Origin of the sequence: Hymenobacter sp. YC55, assembly GCF_029433095.1 — a bacterium.
Lineage (GTDB): Bacteria > Bacteroidota > Bacteroidia > Cytophagales > Hymenobacteraceae > Hymenobacter.
Map to the genome: position 1 here is coordinate 523,704 of NZ_JARNTX010000003.1, position 18,010 is coordinate 541,713.

8 protein-coding genes are annotated in these 18,010 nt (G+C 60.5%); 5 read left to right on the top strand and 3 right to left on the bottom strand.

Features of this window, described 5'->3' with window-relative positions:
* Window positions 1-71 precede the first annotated feature (71 nt).
* Window positions 72-4,043, top strand: coding sequence for a T9SS type A sorting domain-containing protein (locus P1X16_RS22445; RefSeq protein ID WP_277233984.1), 3,972 nt, complete (start codon window positions 72-74; stop codon window positions 4,041-4,043).
* Window positions 4,044-4,121: 78 nt separating this feature from the next.
* Here the strand turns inward: P1X16_RS22445 and P1X16_RS22450 are convergent, their stop codons facing one another.
* Window positions 4,122-8,450: a hypothetical protein gene (locus P1X16_RS22450; RefSeq protein WP_277233986.1), complete on the bottom strand. Its 4,329-nt coding sequence runs from the start codon at window positions 8,448-8,450 to the stop codon at window positions 4,122-4,124.
* The gene (locus tag P1X16_RS22455; RefSeq protein WP_277233988.1) at window positions 8,450-10,051 is read right to left on the bottom strand and encodes a hypothetical protein; all 1,602 of its coding nucleotides are present in this window, start codon (window positions 10,049-10,051) and stop codon (window positions 8,450-8,452) included. The genes P1X16_RS22450 and P1X16_RS22455 overlap by 1 nt, the downstream gene beginning before the upstream one ends.
* Window positions 10,052-10,517: 466 nt before the next feature.
* On the opposite strand from P1X16_RS22455, the gene P1X16_RS22460 reads away from it, so the two are divergent.
* Together P1X16_RS22460 and P1X16_RS22465 are read left to right on the top strand one after the other, a co-directional pair.
* Entirely contained in the window at window positions 10,518-11,582 is a 1,065-nt protein-coding gene (locus tag P1X16_RS22460; protein WP_277233991.1) for an SLATT domain-containing protein, read from the top strand.
* Window positions 11,583-11,689: 107 nt separating this feature from the next.
* Window positions 11,690-13,450 (top strand): hypothetical protein, encoded by a 1,761-nt coding sequence (locus P1X16_RS22465; protein ID WP_277233993.1) that lies wholly within the window; start codon window positions 11,690-11,692, stop codon window positions 13,448-13,450.
* Between the two features lie 144 nt (window positions 13,451-13,594).
* Here P1X16_RS22465 and P1X16_RS22470 read toward each other — a convergent pair whose 3' ends face one another.
* A complete protein-coding gene (locus tag P1X16_RS22470) occupies window positions 13,595-13,951 on the bottom strand; it encodes a hypothetical protein (RefSeq protein WP_277233995.1) in 357 nt (118 codons plus the stop codon).
* A 490-nt stretch (window positions 13,952-14,441) separates the two neighbouring features.
* On the opposite strand from P1X16_RS22470, the gene P1X16_RS22475 reads away from it, so the two are divergent.
* Entirely contained in the window at window positions 14,442-14,603 is a 162-nt protein-coding gene (locus P1X16_RS22475; RefSeq protein ID WP_277233997.1) for a RagB/SusD family nutrient uptake outer membrane protein, read from the top strand.
* Between the two features lie 159 nt (window positions 14,604-14,762).
* A complete protein-coding gene (locus P1X16_RS22480) occupies window positions 14,763-17,762 on the top strand; it encodes a glycosyl hydrolase 115 family protein (RefSeq protein ID WP_277233999.1) in 3,000 nt (999 codons plus the stop codon).
* The last annotated feature ends 248 nt before the right edge of the window (window positions 17,763-18,010 follow it).

Sequence of the window (18,010 nt, forward strand, 5' to 3'; positions counted from 1 at the left end):
CCTAGCAGGAATAATTGCATTATTCTCCTAGCCAGAGCGGTGCATTTCTGCGTAATTTAGTTGCAAAGCTTATGAGCCACCTTCTACTGTTTAGTACTCTAAACTGGCGCAAAAACGTATTCGGAAGCTGCCTAGGACTTTTCTGGTTGCTGTTAGGGTTACTTCCTACTTATGCGCAGGCGCAAAGTTCGACGCCCTTCACGGTGCGCGTAACGCCGGTAGGGCCCCTGAATCTGTGCTCCGGGCCGCCTCTAACGTTGACTGCCACGGCGGTGTACCCCCCGTTCAACGTTGGCACGGGCTTCAACGACAGCAACGAGGGGGTCAGAGCCCTGCTCGTGCAACCCGACGGCAAAGTGCTGGCGGGGGGCTACTTTGCCACTTACAACGGGGTTCGGCACAACCGCATCGTCCGCCTCAACACCGACGGCAGCCTAGACCCTACCTTTCAAACTGGCACCGGCTTCGTTGACGGGGTAATCAGCCTGGCCTTGCAGCCCGATGGCAAGGTGCTGGTGGGGGGCTTTTTCACTTCCTATAATGGCACAAGGCGCAACCGCATTGCGCGCCTCAACGCCAACGGCAGTCTGGACCCAAGCTTTGACGCGGGTACCCGAATAGGTAACGGCGGCGTGCTAAGCCTGGCCTTGCAGCCCGACGGCAAAGTGCTGCTAGGGGGCTTCTTCAGCAGCAACAATGGTACTTCGCCCACTCCCAACAGCATCGTCCGCCTGAACGCCGACGGCAGCCTGGATCCGACATTCAACATTGGTACGGGCTTCAACAACGGCGTAAGAGCCGTGGCCTTGCAGCCCGACGGCAAGGTGCTGGTGGGGGGCTTTTTCGACTCTTATAACGGCAACGCCAGCAAGCGCGTAGCCCGCCTGAATACCGACGGCAGCTTCGACTCCAGCTTTAAAACCGGTATTGACGCGGCGGTATACGCCCTTACGACGCAGCCGGCGGACGGCAAGGTGCTGGTCGGCGGCACCTTCACTTCTTTTAACGGCAGTCCGCGCAACCGCATTGCCCGCCTCAACCCCGACGGCAGCCTGGACTCGACTTTCGACGCCGGCTTTGACGATGAGGTGTATGACATAGCCGTGCAGCCGGATGGCAAAGTGCTGGTGGGCGGCACCTTCACTGCTTCCAAGGGCGACTCAACCAAGCGCATGGCCCGCCTCAACCCCGACGGCAGCCGGGATGTTACCTTCCGCATGGGTTCGGGCTTTAATACCGGTAAAAGCCTCGGCAATTACGCCCTCGGGGTGTACGACGTAGCCTTGCAGCCCGACGGCAAAATCCTGGCCGGCGGCAACTTTTCAACTTACAACCGGGCCCCGCGCAACCACATTGCCCGCCTGGAAACCGATGGCCTCCTCAATACCAACGCCACCGCCCTGCCCGGCACGAGCACCACTTCCTGGTGGAAAGACAACGCGCCGGTTGCCGGCGCGGGCAATACGCTTACCGTGACCAGCCCCGGGGACTACTATGCCAAGGTGACGGTAAACGGCACCGAGGTAGCTTCGGATATAGTGAAAGTGAACCCTCCCCCGGGCCTGGCCAGCGCCAGCCCGACTCCTGCCTTTGGCGGCGCCGGCACCACCATTACGCTCAACGGCACCAACCTGCAAGGCATAAAGCGCGTCCTTTTCAGAAGCGAGAACCTGCGAACCTGCACGGCAGCCTTCGTTTTGCTCTCGCCCACGCAGCTTCGGGTTACCGTGCCCGACAGTGCCGCCACCGGCCCTTTAACGCTTGTGGACTTGTGCGGCGCCCCCAACGGAAACACCGTTAGCTTTCGGGTGCTGCCCGTTGTCACCAGCTTCTCGCCCCAAACCGGAACCACCGGCACCACCGTTACGCTGAGCGGCACGGGCTTCCCGTTGAATGTGCCAGTGGCGGTGCGTTTCCCGGGCGTTGGTACGCCAATGCCCGTCACGAGCGCTGCCCCGCGGCAACTCCAGGTACTAGTGCCCGCTGGCGCGACCACCGGGCGGCTGACGCTGCTCACCCCCACCGACACGGTCACGAGCGCCGATGATTTTGTGGTGCCCAACATGGGCGCCAGCGATTTGCTGGTCACGGATACCCGGTCGCTGCCAGCCGGCACCTACCACAGCATCACGGTGGCAAAGCCGGGCGTGCTAACGCTAAGCGGCAACGCCACAATCACCGGTCAGCTGAGCGTGCAGGAAGGCGCCACGCTGCATACCGGCACCAGTCTCGTTTTGGGCGCGGGCAGCTTTGCGTTAGCAGCCGGCGCGACGCTTAGCACCAGCCATGCGGAAGGCATTGCCAGCAGCGGGCCCAGCGGGGCGGTGCAAACCGCCACGCGCTCCTTTTCTACCGATGCCACGTACAGCTATACCGGCCCGCACCGGCAAGTGACGGGCACTGGTTTGCCCAGCCGGGTACGGGCCCTAACGACGAGCAACCCCGTTGCTCTCGAACTCACCGGTCCCGTTCTCATCGCCCAAACTTTAACCTTGGCCGGGGCCGGCAACCTGCACCTAAACAACCACGCCCTGACCTTGCAATCCGACGCTAGCGGCACCGCGTTGGTGGTGAACAGCGGCACGGGCACGGTGGTCGGGCAAGCCACCATGCAGCGCTACATCAACCCGGTTATAAACCGCGCCACCGGCTTCCGCTACTACGGTTCGCCGGTGCGCGGCGCCACGGCCGGGGTTTTGGCGGGAGCCGCGGTATATGATTACGACCAAAACCGGTCGGCCACCCAGCGTGACACCTTGCCCCTGATCACCTACGGCTTTTCCCCGCAGCCCATTGCCGCTACCACCCGGCTAACCAAAGGGCGCGGCTACGCGGCGGCTATTCCGGCGGCCACCACCGTGCATTTTACGGGCACCCTCAACAACGGCGACACCACCTTAACGCTGGCGCGCAACAACAGCACTTTTGCTTATTACGCCGGCTGGCACTTGGTTAGCAACCCCTACCCTTCCCCGCTCGACTGGAACAAGGTGCTGCCCGCCGACCGCGCGGGCTTGGAAGCCGCCATTTACGTGTACGAGAGCACCGGCCCGGGCAAGGGCTACTACCGCAGCTACGTGAACGGGGCGGGCACGGCTAGCCCTATTATCGCGGCGGGGCAGGCGTTCTTTGTGCGGGTGAAAAAAGGCAATGAGAGCGGCAAGCTCACGTTCCGCAACTCGCAGCGGGTAGTGGATTACGCCACCCAAGTGAATTTCAACCGGGTAGCCCGAGCCAGGGAAGAGTTTGGCGTAACGGCTCGCCTTAGAGACGGCAACGGGTGCAACGCCTTGGGCTGCAAGGGGCTAAGCTCGACGGCCGCTACCGAGGAATCCAACGTAAACTTCAGCTGGGTGACCGTATACAGCGATTCCGCGGCCTCCCCGGCGCCTGTTGCTCAATCGGTGTTCAATCCCGAATACGATGCCGAAGCCAACAACTTACAAGCCCGGGGCAACGTGGTGTTGAGCATTGCCAACAACATCGGGCAGGAACTGTCGGTTAAGGGCGTTAGTCGGATGGCCGCGGCCATTTTCCCTCTCACGCTCCGGGTCAATGCCCCCGGCCGCTACATCCTGGCCCCCGACCAAGACCTGCTCAATAGCTTGCCCCAGTCGTTGTGCCCGTATATATACGACCGGGCAACTGAGCGGATGGTGTCGCTGCGCGACTCGGCGTTCAGCGTCAAGCTACTGGCTTTAGACGTGCTCAACCCTATTGCGGACCGCTTCGAGCTGCGCTTTAGCCAGCCCCATCCCATGGGCACCACCGCCCCCTGGTCGCCAACGGGCAACGTAGCCGTGTATCCCAACCCGGCCGGCGAGCAGGTTAAGGTATGGGTACCGGCCGTAAAAGGTGCGCCGCGGGTGCACGCCACGCTTCTCAACAGTCTCGGCCAAGTAGTTCGCCAGCAAGAAGACCTCCTCCCGGCAACCGGCACAACCCTGCAACTGGATGTCAACAACCTAGCCGGTGGCGTTTACATTCTGCGCTTGCAAGCCGGCGCGGCCCACGTTACCCGGCGCCTTCTAGTGCAGCATTAATTGCACGCCAATCAAACGCCCAAGCGCCGGCAGCCTGCACAGCGCTGCCGGCGCTTGGGCGCTTGAGTATACTGCCTGTCAATCGGTTAAGCCGCTGTAGTCGTTGGTGAGGTAGAGCATGGACAGGTCGTCGTAGTCTTGCCAGCCGTCGTTGGGGCGCGCTATTTTCAGATGCGCCAGCCCCGTCAGCACGCAATTGAAATACAGCTGCCGCTCGTCCTCGGGGGTGTAGGCCGGGGCGTCGCGCAGGGCCTGGTAGCTCTGGTCGGCCAGGCTGCGGCCAATGGCCATGGAATAAAAGCCCCGCTGCCGAATGAAGGTGGGGCCTTCCTGAATAAGGAACGCCGCGGTTTTGGCAAATTCAAGCGCCTGCTCCCGATGCCGCCAGTAAAACAAGCTAATGCTACTGCCCACGGCCATGGCGGGGGTTTGATGAACCGTTTGCTGATAGGTTAGTAAGAAGCTGTCGAGCCGGGTTAGCTGGCCCTGGTTGTTGGTCAGCATAAGCTGCTCGCCGGCCCGAATGTGGGTGATGGTGGAGAGTGGGGCGGGCAAAGCCGCCGCGAGCTGCCAGGCCTCGGGCACGCGCCCGGCCCGCGCCAGCGCGGTAGCTAAGTCGGTAAGCGCCACCTGCAAAGGCTCCTGCGCGTAGCGAGGCTGCTGGGTTAGTTGGGGCAGAAAAGGCAAAATGTCGCGCTTTAGGGTTAGCTCGCGCAGTTGCTGCTCGTTTTGCAAGGCGGCCGAAACACGGTACAGCAAGGCATTGCGGCGGGTACGCGCCGCATCGTCGGCTAGCGGCAGCTGCACCAGCGCCCGCATCCACGTTAAGTTGGGCGCATTGTCCTTGATGCGGTGCAAAGCCTCCTTTTGCAACGAAAACTCGCGGGTACTGGACGCGCGGTCGGGAAAAGCGGCTTCCAGAAAAGTAATACTGTCTAGTTGCCGGATCACTTTCCGATCCGGGGCGGGCCCCAGGACGGCTCGCCGGAGCTCATACGCAAAGAACGAGTTGAACGCGCAGGTGTAGTAGGCTTCAAACTCCAGGGTTTTCGGGCGCGTGGGGTGCTGCAGGTAGCGGACCGGGTCCTGGGCCACCGCACTAGCTTGCGGCCCGCCGACAACTTCGGCCGAGCCTAGATTCCACTCCAACACATTGATTGCTTCTTGCCCGGTACGCCGACTTTGCAGTTGGGTAAGCGCTTGGCTGAACTCGTTGAATGCCTGCGTTGCCGCGCCGGGGCTCTGTTTTATTTCCGCTAAGTACACCCCGTGGTTTTTGGCCAGAAAAGCTGTCAGAAAAGCTTGGTTGCGAGGGCGGCTGGCCGAGTTAAACGCGGCTTTTTCCACGAAGAGCGGTTCGGCGCCGGCAACGGTTGGCACGGCTTGCCGTAACGCAACCCAGGCCTTGTCGCGGGCCGAGGTGGCAACCGAAAAGCTTACCCGGTCCAGGTTCAACCGGTTGGGACTAACCAAGCCCAATTTGATTCCATCGGTTGCCACCACCTTGGCCTCGTAGTCGTGGTAGGAAGGACTTACCATGTACACTCTAGGGGCCGGGGTTACGCTGAGCAGGCTGTACACGGTGGCCGCGTACACTTCGTTGAAAGAGAAGTCTCCTACCTTGCTACAGCTTTGCAACAGCGGATAAACGGTTTCGGGCGTGAAGAGCTCGTATTTCACCAGGTAAGGCAGCAACGCTAGCCCCCCGTCGGTATCGGCGAGTTTGGTGGTTTGCGCGCGGAGCGAATCCAGGCACTGCGCCAGCTCGGCCGGTCGGCGCTGGGCGGCAAACATAATAGCCGCCAGCTGGTAGCCCCCGCTGTGCCCGATGCTGCCGCCATTGGCATAGATTTTCATGGCCGGCGGGAAAAACCGCAGAAACTGCCGGCGGGCCCCGGAAGTTGAAACCAAGGGGTTTAGCTTAGCGAGAAACTGCAGTTCGGTGGGGCGATAATCGCCTTGGGCCAGCAACACCTGGACGCAAAAGTTGAAGTCAACCGGGTGGGGCGGCTCGCCCTGGGTGGTGCTCACTTCCCGTTGCACGTAGGCGAGCAAACGCCCCAGCAGCTTTTGCTTGACAGCTTCCAAGCGCCGGGTTTCCTCGGTTGGGGACGTACGCCGACGAGTGCCCAGCTGCTTGTGCTGCGCGGCATACGCGAGGTGGTAGGTAAGCGCCATTACGGTCCGGGCCGTGAACACCGCTACTTCCCGCTGGGCCGCGCTCAACGTAGCTTGGCCTTGGGGGGGCACTGCTATACTACCGGCCTTGGTGAGGCGGTTGTCTAAGTCAAAGAGCAGGCGGCCGATCCAGGGGTGCTGCCGGCCGGCTACGTCGTAGTGCTCGTTGCTCACCCGCTGGTACATGGCCAGCTCGATGTTGAGGGGCAGGCTATAGCCCTCCAAGGCATCAAGCCGCTGCGAAAAGCCGTAGTATTTTGTATCGTGCCCCCCCCACCAAGGCCGGTACATAAAGCGTTTAAGCCGGTCGGCATCAATCAGAAAGCGGGCCTTGTTGTTGACCGACACGTAAGGGGAAGTCAGGTAAGGTAACCGCTGCTCGACAATCGAATACGCCACGTAGTCGGCTTTTTTCTGGCGGGCCGCCCACGCCAGCCACCCTATTCCCACGAGCAGCACGGGCAGCAAAATTGCCGCCGCTAGGCGCCCCAGGCCGTAGCGGGCCACCAGCAGCGACACCGCGAGCTGGCGGCGGCTCGCCGCCAGAAAGCGGGTCAGCAGCGCGCTATGCTCGGCGGCCTGCTCCTGGCGGTGCGCCGCGCTAGGTCCGGTTGCCACGTAGTGGGCCAGCCAACTCTCGCTTACCTTTTTGCGGCGGTTCCACTCCGCGAAGTAGGTGTAGGGCCCGATGGGCAGCAGAAAGCCGGGATTCTCGGCGTTGGCTTGCCAGCGGTCGGCTTGTTGCATCAAGTCCTGGGCGGTGCGCACATCCGCGGCTTCGCTGTTGGCCCACTCGGTGAGGTGGTTCCAGTTGCGAATCAAGCTCTCGTGGGTGATGTCGAGCACGGTGTCGGGCGGGGGCACTTGCTGATCGTTTTCTTCGCCCAGCAGAAAGGGCGAGAGAAACGTGGTGCCCGCTTCCCGGAACGGGCGCAACACCCGGCAGATCACCGGCCAACTCAGCAATGGGTCATTGAGAATGGCGGTAATTTCGGCGCCGGTTAGGCGGTTGCGCACCACGCGCTGCCCGTTGGTGCGCGTGAGCAGGCGAAACGTTTGCTCGATAACCTGCTCCACCGTTCCGGCGGGCAGCGGGGGCTCGAACGCTTGGTTGTAGCGGGCACTGGCTTCGTAGTACAGCTGATTGGCATGCGCATCCAGCACGTTGCGCAGCGAGGGGTTGGCCAGTAAAAACTGTTGCTGAGGCCCCGAGAGGGTGGCTTGCCACTGGGCGAAACGGGCCTGGTCGGCGGCGGGCAGCTCGTCGCTCAGGCCCCCCACCATGGCGTAGTGCAGCAAGTCCATTTCCTCGCGCCCCTCGTTGGCCGCCAGCCAGATGCGGCGCAAAGCGTGCTGCAGCACCGGCAGTTGGTCTTGGCCGCTGTGCATGTCGTAGAGCAGGCGCTGCACCAGGCGCTCACTGATGCGGTTGCCGCTTAGCAGGGCGGGCTCCTTGATAACTTCCACGAACTCGTGGCGCAGCAGCCGCGGCACAAAGTACTGGCTGGCCCCGATCTGTTCGACCAGCCCGCGAAACTCGGCACACTGCCCCACAAAATCGGAGCGCATGGTGCAGATGATGTAAATAGGCAAGTTGGCGGCCTGCGCGAGCTGCGTTGTTTCCAGCAGCAGATTAACCACGGTCTGGGCGGCCGTGTTGGGTTCATCGCCGACGTAGTTTTCCGGGTTGGTGAAAAATTCCTCGAATTGATCGACCACCAGCAGCAAGTTGGCCGCCCGCAATTGCTGCTCGCGCCGCGCGGGCGCAGCAGCACCAAACTCCGCAGCTGTTTCCGCGGGCGGGCAGAGCACTGAGGCCTGGTAGAGCTGCACCAGGGCCGAGAAACCTTGCTCGAGTTCGGTTTCCACCGCGGCCTCGCTGTTTTCCAGGCGCAGGGCGGCGGCCACGGCCCGGGCCATGTTGCGCAAGGGGCTCCGCTCGGGCCGAAAGGTGGCCACCACCCAGTTGCTGTAGCGGCTGCGCAGAAAACCGGCCCGGATTTCCGGCAGCAGGCCGGCAAAAACCAGGGAGGACTTGCCGTCGCCGGAAGCCCCGGTAATCATAATAAAGTGCTGCTCGGCTAGCAGGGCCCGGCATTTTTCCACGTGCGCTTCGCGCCCCCGAAAGTAGAGGGCTTCCTCCTCGGTGAAGGTGCGCAGCCCGGTGTAGGGACAAATGGGTTCCTCGGGGCCAAATAAAGACGGTTCGGAATCGCAGGAAGCCGTCATCAGGAGCGCACGTTGATTTGTTGAAACACGCGCCGCACTTCCTCGCTCACGCCCCGGTGAGATTGAATGCAAGAGATTACCCGCGGTGCCTTGAAGGCCCGCATTTTGTTTTGCGCGGGGTCGTCTTCACCCACAAACAAGATCGGCGTAAGCGAGTTGGCGCCGCCTACCAGGCGCCAGACCTGCTTGACAAAAGGCAAGGCCCAATCGGCGCTGTACTTGAAATACACCACCGCGAGCTTGCTTTTCGGAATGGTGCGCACCGTGATTTCCTTGTACAGATCTTCGCTGTCGGGCTCAATTACAAGCAGTTCCAGCGGGATTTCCTCGCTTAGCTGGTCGGTTATCTCGTTGGCCTCGTTGCTGTCGAGCTGGTTGTAGACAAAGAAGATATCGGTTTCTTTTTCGGCGCTAACCGGGGCGGGAACTGCTTTGGTGAGCGTGCTGCGCAAATCTTCTACCAGTTGCATGGCGTTCGGGGCGTTGGTAAACATGCACCGCTCCGTTAGCTCGTTGCGAATGGCATTCACAAACGCTTTCTGGGCGGGCCGGACCGCCAGCGTTTCGTCGGGGCAGTACCAAATAAACTGGCGGAACGCGTCTTGCGCGGCCGCCCGCTGCCGGGCCTGCTGGTAGGCGTACATGGGAAAAGAGCAATCCTCGTCTTCCTCGAAGCGCCGCCCGAACTCGTTGCCCAACAGGTGCACCGAGCACGTAGCGGCCGCTATTGCTTGCTGCGTCCGCATGCGAAACTCGTCTTCATCCAGCGGACAGTCCGTGCTCGGCACCACGTGCAAACCAGCTTTCGTGCAAATCAAAGCCAACTCTTCGCGCCGGGCCGCCAACTCCTTGGACGTCCAGGGCAGAAATACCACCGGGCCCTCGGGCATCATCGGCAGGGAAGCCACGGGGGCGGCAGCAATCGGCTTGCTGGGTCCCAACTCGAGCAGAGGGCCGGTCGCTGGTAGCGAGTAAGCCAAAGAGGCAATGGCGGGCCGCGGCTGCTTGGCGGCCGTTATCAGTTCCTTGATGGCGTTGGCCACCTTGTTGATTTGGTTGCGATACAGCAGTCCCCCACTCGAACGGGGCAGCTCGTCGTCTTTGGCCCGCAACGGCCGGTTTACGCCCAGCTCCTGGTAAACAAAATCAATGGTGCGCAGCTGCCCGCCCAGCGTTTGCTCGAGCAACTGCACGTCGCTGGCGTCAAGGTTGTGAATGCGCAAAGGCAAAATGCGGCAGCCCACGTTGCCACTTGGCAAGCGCAGGTGCAAGCCGAGCCGGTCTTGGCTGGCTTGCTGATAAAACGGCAGAAACTCGTGTTTCCAGGAAAAGCGTTCGGTGTCGCAGTAGGTCTGCGAAATCAGCGGAATTAAAATAAACGCGCGCAGGCGGTGCTCCAGGCTCGGGCCGACCAGCGCCGCATCGCCGAGGCCGTCGTTGACGTTTTTGTCGAAATAAATGCTGAGCCGCTCTTTTACGGTTGCCGCCAATTCCTCTTGTAAACGCGCTACAAACTCCGTGACCCAGCCATCAAAGAGATTGTCGTTATGACGGTAGCTAATGAAGATGTCATATTCAAATTCTGGGAGCAAGGCAGCCATAAGATCAAAGGGGCAAGAAGCTGCATTTCAAAGTCAGCGCTTCATCCAAATATAAACTTATTCAAGATTAAATGGCATCCTTATTACGCAGCACTTTCGCTATGTAGGTCCTGCTGCCTGGCACGTGCTTCCCTAAGCGTGGTCTTCTCGCTGGAGCGGGCCCTATACCTTGTAGCCGGTAGTGGAGACGACGAAAGGTGTAACTACATGCTGAAAGTGTTATTTTCTAATAATTTATTTCAATATTTAATTTCTTGCTTTTGCCTTGCTGCCAGAGCTCTTGCTGGAGGGCCTAGTTAAGTTAAAGCAGTCATCGCCGTAAGCCAGAGCGGTTATTCACTTCAAACAAGCGCAGTTGTATGGCAGGCCCAGGTACTCAATCCGCAGCAGCCCGAACGAAAGTAAGCCTGACCTGATGCTGTTACCGGCGTCCGTGCTTTCTCTTTCCAACGGCTTTCTTCCTGTTATGCTGCCTGCGCTGCCTAGCCCCGTACCCCCGGCTTTTCCCCTACCCCCTGCCGAATTGGCTGCTCTAACCGACGAGCTAAGCTGCCCGGAAACGAAGAGTCCGCATTTCAAGGTATTTGATGCGGCCGCCCAACAAGCGCAAAAGCAGTGGCGGGCATTGTTTCGGTGGTCGGTGTTTTTTCTGTTGGTTGTTTCCTTGTGCTCGGCCGCTACCGGCCTCGGGCCCTGGCTGGTAACGCAGAACGTGCTGTCAGCGGACCCCAGGGTTATTCGGCTCTTCGATGCAATAGGGGTGGCGCTAACCATGCTGGGCGTAGCGTTGGAGGTTGGGCTACAAGTGTATTGGCGCCGCCGCCTCACGCCCTGGGTGCTTACCCGCCAGCACGCGGAAACCCTGCGCAGCGCCGCGTGGCTCTACGTATTGGATTTGCCGTTGCCCCCGGGGGGGCAGCCCGTGCCCGCTGCGCCGGCCGACGCGGCCTGGCAGCAGTGGGTGGCAAACCTTGTTGCCGCCGAGCAGCGCCAACTTAACCCGGGCGGGCGGCCGCAACCAACCTTGCCGGCCGTGGAAGTTGAGCCTACCCCGGAACTGCGCGCCCAGCGAAACCGCCTGCGCCAAGTTGGGCTAGACGACAAACTCGGGGTTTACTGCGTGGCCCGCCTCGACTCTCAGCGCACGTATTTCGAGAAACGAGCCGAGCAATTACGCCGCAAAGCGCAGTTCTGGCGCTACGTCAGTTATGGTATCCTGCTAGCGGCTTTCGGGTGGAATTCCCTCCGCCTGCTGGCTATTGTCGAGAATTGGCCTACGGTTATGTCTTTTTTCAACTTCAATCTTTTTCTGGTTATAATCGGAAGCGCCGGCTTGGTAAAAGCCTTTGTTGAAACCGAGGGCTTGGAGCCTTTAGCCGCCCGGTATCAACACATGAGCGCGGCCCTGGCCGCGCGCCGCCGGCAGTGCCCTTTGGCGCCAGTAACTTCCGACGTCTTTCAGTTTTTCATAACCGAATCGGAGCGTCTGCTGCGGGAGGAAACCACGACCTGGTCTTCGCGGCACGGGTAACCGTGGCGGCCGGTTTAATCTTTGCCGACCACGTCTGTTCGGGACGCTTCCTGATTCTTGACTTGCGTTACCCGTTGTTTTTGCCGAGCACTTTCATTTCCTGATTTATGGCCCCTGCTGATGCCCCTGCTAGCCCGCTGCTCCCTAAATTCCTAACCATCGGCTTCGTGGGCAAGCGCAAATTACCCCAGGGCGACGCGGCCTTGCGCACAACGCTGGCTTGCGTGCTAGATGAATTGGAAACGGAATTTCCCGGGCCCGAATACGTGCTAGTGGGCCTGTCGTCGTTGGCCATGGGCGCGGATCTTGTTTTCGCCGAGCTTATCGCCCAGCGCCACGTGGCGGCCTCGCGCAGCAAGGAGCGGCCCAGCTACGTGCAGCAAATATTTCTACCCTCTCAGGAAGCCGGATTTTTCTTGCCCGATGATTTTCGCCTCAGCGAAACAGAACCGGAAACAGCTGTGCGCCAACGGCTAACCCAAGCCCGCGCGTGCCTGCACACGCAGGCGGTACTGGAAGTGCGAATCACGGGCGTCGATCCGGACCGCAACGAACGATTTGCGGAAACGGCCTACGAAATTGTCAGTGAGTGTGATGTGCTGGTGGTGGCTTGTACGCAGGCCGAGAAAGCGGCAGTGCTTGGGTCTGGGCCGGCCGCGGAGTTTGCCCGTGGCGGTTCAGCTGAAACTCTCCAGCATGCCTATGCCACCGGCAAGCGGTTGTTGGTAATTGAAGTGGACGCCCCAGTGGGGTTGGATAACGTCTTACCCGTAACGTCTAAGCTGGCGCCTAGGCTGGAAAACAAGTTGGTGGAAGCCACGCCCACCGCCCTCGGATTTCAGCACCTCACCAGCCCTCCCATGGTGCCGCTGTCGGAGTTGCAGTATCCTACGGTCCTGGCTTACATCCATTCCGAAGCCGACAAAAGGGCGGTTCACACCAAAACCCGCTTTGTGTGGTACAGCGAGTGGGTGCTGGGGGGGCATTTGCTGGCTACGTTTGTCGCGGCCCTGGCCCTGGCGTTTGGTTTAACGGAGGCTTCTGCCCTCGGGGCAGCAATTCTTAAGTTCTCGCTCTTGCTGTTGGTGCTTGGGTTGGCGTGGCGGCTGCATCACCGCACCGAGCAGAGGGAGTGGCTGGAAGCCCGGTTGCTGGCGGAGCTGACCCGGGCGGCCCAGAATCTGCTTTCAACCGTTCCTGCCACGGCCGCTACCCCCCAACCGCCCTTGTACCCTGGGGGCCCGCGCCACCTGCGGGAGTTTCATTTACCGGAGCTAAGCTCGCTGGCCAAATCCCTGTACATGCTGCACTTGCGCGAATTCTGCGTCAGAGTAGGCAAAAACCACTACGACTACGGCGCCCATACTGCCACTACGGCCAAAGAAATGGCCCAGCGCTACGTTAGCCAGCGGCTCGATGCACCCAAGCAGGCAGGTGGCCAAATCAAGTATTTCGAGCAAGCCCGGGATTTGGCCAAACACCGCCTGCACCGAATGGAGCGGTGGTTTTTCCTGTTTTCAATTTTAGCTACCATCTGCGCTTTCGGGGCGTTGCTGCTCGCCCTGCCGATGGTGGGCGCAGGCCCCGACGTAACCCATAGTTGGTACTACAAGCTTCTGTTCAAGTTTCTGCCCCTCACGCTGCCCGTCGCCGCGGCCAGCCTCATAGCCTGGATTAGCTTGCGCGACTTAGACCGCGAAGCGGAGCGCTACGCCGATATGCTGGACTATTTGAAAGACGCGCGCGAAGAGTTGTTGGAGTCCAACACGACCGCCCAACTGCGGCGCCGGATTGACCGCCTGGAAATGACCTTACTGCAAGAGTTGGTTGAATGGCGCGCCAAAATCAAGGCAACCCACGCCGGCTAGTTGAAACTTCGCTACCTAAGTAAAGATACTGTTCCGGTAAGAGCGGAAGCCTCGCAAGGGCCTAGTTGTTTAGCGGTTTGCCGTTAGCAGCTTTCGCATCGTACCAACCTGCAGTCGTAAGTTGCGGCTTGGCCTGGGCCGCGCTTAGGCAATCCACATCAGGGGCTGCACCGGCGCGTACAAGCCTAGGCGGCCGGCATAGGGCAGGTACAGGGAAGCTAAACGCTCCTGGTAGAGTTGGTGCACATTGCAGTACCAGCGTTGCAACTGAGCTACTTGCTCGCACTCGTGCACGCTGGCGCTGGCGCGCACCCGCTCGGCCTCGCTGAAAAGAGCAGTTTGCGCCAGCGCGTTTAGTATGCCGGTGCGCAGGGCGTGTAACAGATCTTGCCGCAGAATGCGCGCTTCGGCCTGCTGTTGCAGATACCGGCTCAGGGGGCCAGCAGACGTGGGGAGGGCGGCCACAGGCCGAACAGGTGGGGAGCTAGTTCGGGTTTTCAAACCTTAAGAAACTGATAGGCAGCGAAGCTAGGGGTTAGCGAGCAGGTTTTTGAAAAGCGAGGTTGAAACAATACCCCGATTCCTCATAGGCTTTTGCAACGGCCTTGCCATAAACTAGCCAGAGAATAAAATCCTCGGCCTACTCGACTGCAGTAGTATAAAGGTAACCAGAGCATTTCGTTCGGCTAGTTTTCCTTTCAGAACGGCGCATTGCTCCTGCCCTTGCGCACTTGCCGTCCGGCGAAGCGTCTACCAATCGATGCACGGCTACCAGAGTGCTTTTTCTGCTATTAACCGGATTCGTTTTGCTTAGCCGCGCTGCCCCGGGCGGTGACACGTATCGCCGGCTGCGCCTCCGGCTAGGGTGCAGGCATGAGAGTGCAGGATACTAAAAGGTAACGGCTGCCTTAAAATCGTTCGTTAAAGCGGCCAGGTACGCGGGAAAAGTTGTTGCCCGCGCCAATTACTCGTTGCTGCCATCCATGCCGACGTGTTCCGGGCTGACAATCAAAAATTGGATGAGCGGGCACGGGAGTTTGCCGGCGAATCCAAGCGGTGGTTGGACTTGCAGCGCACCCACTGGTTGCAACGGGCAGTGGAGCAGAACAATCCAACCAATTCGGCGCTAGAAGGGGCCGCCCTTGACAAGTAGTATTTACGGTTTATCCCCCAAACGGCAAGTGACCAAGACACGAAAAACCACCCTCAAAAACTTGACTACCAATTGCTAACCTAGACACACCCGTTTACTCTGCCTCTGCTTTTAAACTTGGCGGGCTTTCTATACACGTTTACCTTTCCGAGTTAGTTGATGAAAAAGTGGCTAGTGGTTGTGTTGGTGTGTTTTGGGGTTGCGACGAGCAGTACGGCGTGGGCACAATCCACGGCCCCGGCGCCAGTCACTTTAATTGCAGGCTATAGCCCCGAGGTTTTTCCGGTGGTGCACGAGCGCCAAGCGGCCGCCGTTTACGTCGATGCGAAGGATGCGGAAGTGGTGCGCGTGGCGGCCGAAGCCTTAATCAAAGACGTAACCAGCATTACCGGAGCCACGCCAGCGCTCCGTTCCGCCACCGAGCCGCTGGCCACCTACGCGGTGGTGGTGGGGACGCTGGGCCATTCCAAGCTGATTGATCAGCTGGCAAACAGCGGGGCCAGCCAATTAACCAGCCTGCGGGGCCAGTGGGAAGCGTTTAGCATCAGCGTGGTCGATCAGCCCTTCGGCAAGCCCGGCAAAGCGCTGGTGGTGGCGGGCAGCGACCGGCGCGGCACCGCTTTTGGCGTGTTTGAGTTGGCGCGCCGGCTGGGGGTCTCGCCCTGGTCCTGGTGGGCCGACGTGACGCCGCTGCCGCAGCCCAATCTGTATCTGAGCGCCGGCAGCTTTCTGGCCGACACGCCTTCGGTGAAATACCGGGGTTTGTTCCTCAACGACGAAGACTGGGGCTTGCAACCCTGGGCCGCGCAAAACCTTGATCCGGACATCCAAGATATTGGGCCCAACACCTACGCCCGCATTTTCGAGTTGCTCTTGCGCCTGAAGGCCAACTTGATCTGGCCGGCCATGCACCCGAGCACCAAGGCCTTTTTCCACTATCCCGCCAACCCGAAAACAGCCGACCGCTACGCCATTTTGGTGGGCACCTCCCACGCCGAGCCCATGCTGCGCAACAACGTGGACGAGTGGAACGAGCAAACCATGGGCCCGTTCGACTACTTCCGCAACAAAGCAGCCGTTTATACCTACTGGGAGCAGCGCGCCAAGCAGGCCGGTACCCTGGAGGCCATGTACTCGCTGGGCATGCGCGGGGTGCACGACAGCGGCATGCAGGGGGCCAAGACGCCGAAAGAAGCAGCCCAAATGCTAGGCAGCGTGCTGGCCGACCAGCGCCAGATTCTGCGCCGCCACGTGGCGCCCGACCCAACGCGCGTGCCGCAGGTGTTTACGGCCTACAAAGAAGTGCTCGACGTGTACGACGCCGGCCTTAAGCTTCCCGACGACGTCATCCTGGCCTGGCCCGACGACAACTACGGCTACATCAGCCGCCTCAGCAATGCCGAGGAGCAAATCCGCGGGGGCGGCACGGGCGTGTACTACCACGCCTCGTACTGGGGCCGCCCCCACGACTACCTCTGGCTCAGTTCCACCCACCCGGCCCTGATTCGGGAAGAGATGATGAAAGCCCACGCCCTCAAAACGGACAAGCTGTGGGTGATGAACGTGGGCGACATCAAGCCGCTCGAATACAACATCCAGCTGTTTCTGGACATGGCCTACCACGCGCCGCCTTTCCAGCAAAGCCAGTACGTGCCCGTGCACTTAGAGCAGTGGGCGCAGCAGATTTTCGGCCCGGAGCACGCGGCAGCCATCCGGGCTATCCTGTGGGAGTACTACGACCTGGCTTTCGAGCGGCGGCCCGAGTTTATGGGCTGGAGCCAGACCGAACCCACCACCCAAACCCGCCGCACCGACTACAACCACTTCGACTACGGCGACGAGGCCCAGCGCCGGCTCGACCGCTACGCCGCCCTCGAGCAGCAAGTCCAGCAGCTGCGGGCGCGGATTCCGGCGCAGCGGGCCGCTGCTTTCTACCAGTTGGTGTACTACCCCGTGGTGGGCGCGGCGCGGATCAACCAGAAGTTTCTCTACCAAGACAAAAGCTATTGGTACGCCCAGCAAAACCGGGCCAGCGCCGCCGACTACGCGCAACTGGCCCGGCAGGCCTACGCCCGCATCGAACAAGAAACCGATTATTACAACCAGCAACTAGCCGGGGGCAAGTGGCGCGGCATGATGTCGATGAAGCCGCGGGATTTGCCTGTTTACCAGGCCCCGGCCGCCGCGCCGCGGCCGGTGGACACCACGCAGGTGTGGGGTATAGCTCCCGAAGGCCGCGGCGTAGCGAATTCAACCCAACTTAAACCATTCACGAGCAAGCAGGCGGCCTTGCCCACGTTTTACCCCTGGGGTCCGCAGACTTATTTCGTTGATTTGTTTCTGAGTGGCCGCCAAGCCGTGGCGTGGCAAGCCAAGACTTCAGTTAAATGGCTGGTGGTTTCCGCGAAAAAAGGGTACCTGACCTCGGCCACGGGGCAAAAGCAGTTCCGCCTACAGGTTCGCATCGACTGGAGCAAAGTACCTAAACGCAGCACTCCGCGCGGTACGATTACGCTTAAGGGCGTGGGCCAAACGTGGCAAGTTGCGGTGCGGGCGGCACCCGCTCAAAATGCGGAATTGCAGGCTTACGAAGGCTTTGTGGAAAGCAACGGCTATGTATCGCTGTTTGCCGGCAACTACAGCCGCAAAACCGACAAGCCGGCCAGTTCCTGGGTGCCCGTCGCCGAGCTTGGTTCCACGGGCAAAGTTGTGCAAGCCCAGCCGTTTCAGGCGATACCCTCAACTGATACGGGCAACATCCAGGTGGCGGCGCCGGTGGTGGAGTACGACTTCTACTCGCTCACGGCGGCTGTGCCCGAAGTCACGGTTTTCACTTTGCCAACCCACGAAACGACGCGCCTTACCAGTTTGCGCTACGGCATCGCCCTCGATAATAACCCCGTTGAAATCGTGGATTTCAAAACCGTGGGCCGCTCGGAAGAGTGGAAACAAAACGTGCTGCGCAACTATGCCCAGCGCAAAGTCAAGCAGCCGCTGATGCAGCCTGGCCGGCACACGCTCAAGCTGTACTTGATCGACCCCGGGGTCACGCTGGACCGCATCATTATCGACCTCGGGGGCCTGCGGCCAGCCTACGGCGTCATCCCCGAAACGCGCAAGGAGCAGTCCGCCGCGGCACCTGCCCTGCTCGGCAAGTAAGCGATGCCGCTAATTAACTCCCGCGGCCCCGGCGGGCATCTCTAGCCGGGACTTTCCAACTTAGTCCTGCATCGCGTTAGCCTGCCAACCCCGAATGAAAGCCCACTTACTGCTCGTGTACTAGGCCTTTCTGCGGGGCGCTCTTGTCGGCGGCTCCCCAAACGTCTTTGTCTTAGTTGAGCGAGTATTTGTGGATCATATTAAATATAGCACCGGCACAATAATCCCCTGGCGTTGGGCGTATGCAC

Bases quoted from the DNA above. Each gene is read 5' to 3' on its own strand.
- P1X16_RS22455 (WP_277233988.1), bottom strand. From the start codon at position 10,051: ATGGCTGCCTTGCTCCCAGAATTTGAATATGACATCTTCATTAGCTAC.
- P1X16_RS22445 (WP_277233984.1), top strand. From the start codon at position 72: ATGAGCCACCTTCTACTGTTTAGTACTCTAAACTGGCGCAAAAACGTA.
- P1X16_RS22450 (WP_277233986.1), bottom strand. From the start codon at position 8,450: ATGACGGCTTCCTGCGATTCCGAACCGTCTTTATTTGGCCCCGAGGAA.
- P1X16_RS22465 (WP_277233993.1), top strand. From the start codon at position 11,690: ATGGCCCCTGCTGATGCCCCTGCTAGCCCGCTGCTCCCTAAATTCCTA.
- P1X16_RS22460 (WP_277233991.1), top strand. From the start codon at position 10,518: ATGCTGCCTGCGCTGCCTAGCCCCGTACCCCCGGCTTTTCCCCTACCC.
- P1X16_RS22480 (WP_277233999.1), top strand. From the start codon at position 14,763: ATGAAAAAGTGGCTAGTGGTTGTGTTGGTGTGTTTTGGGGTTGCGACG.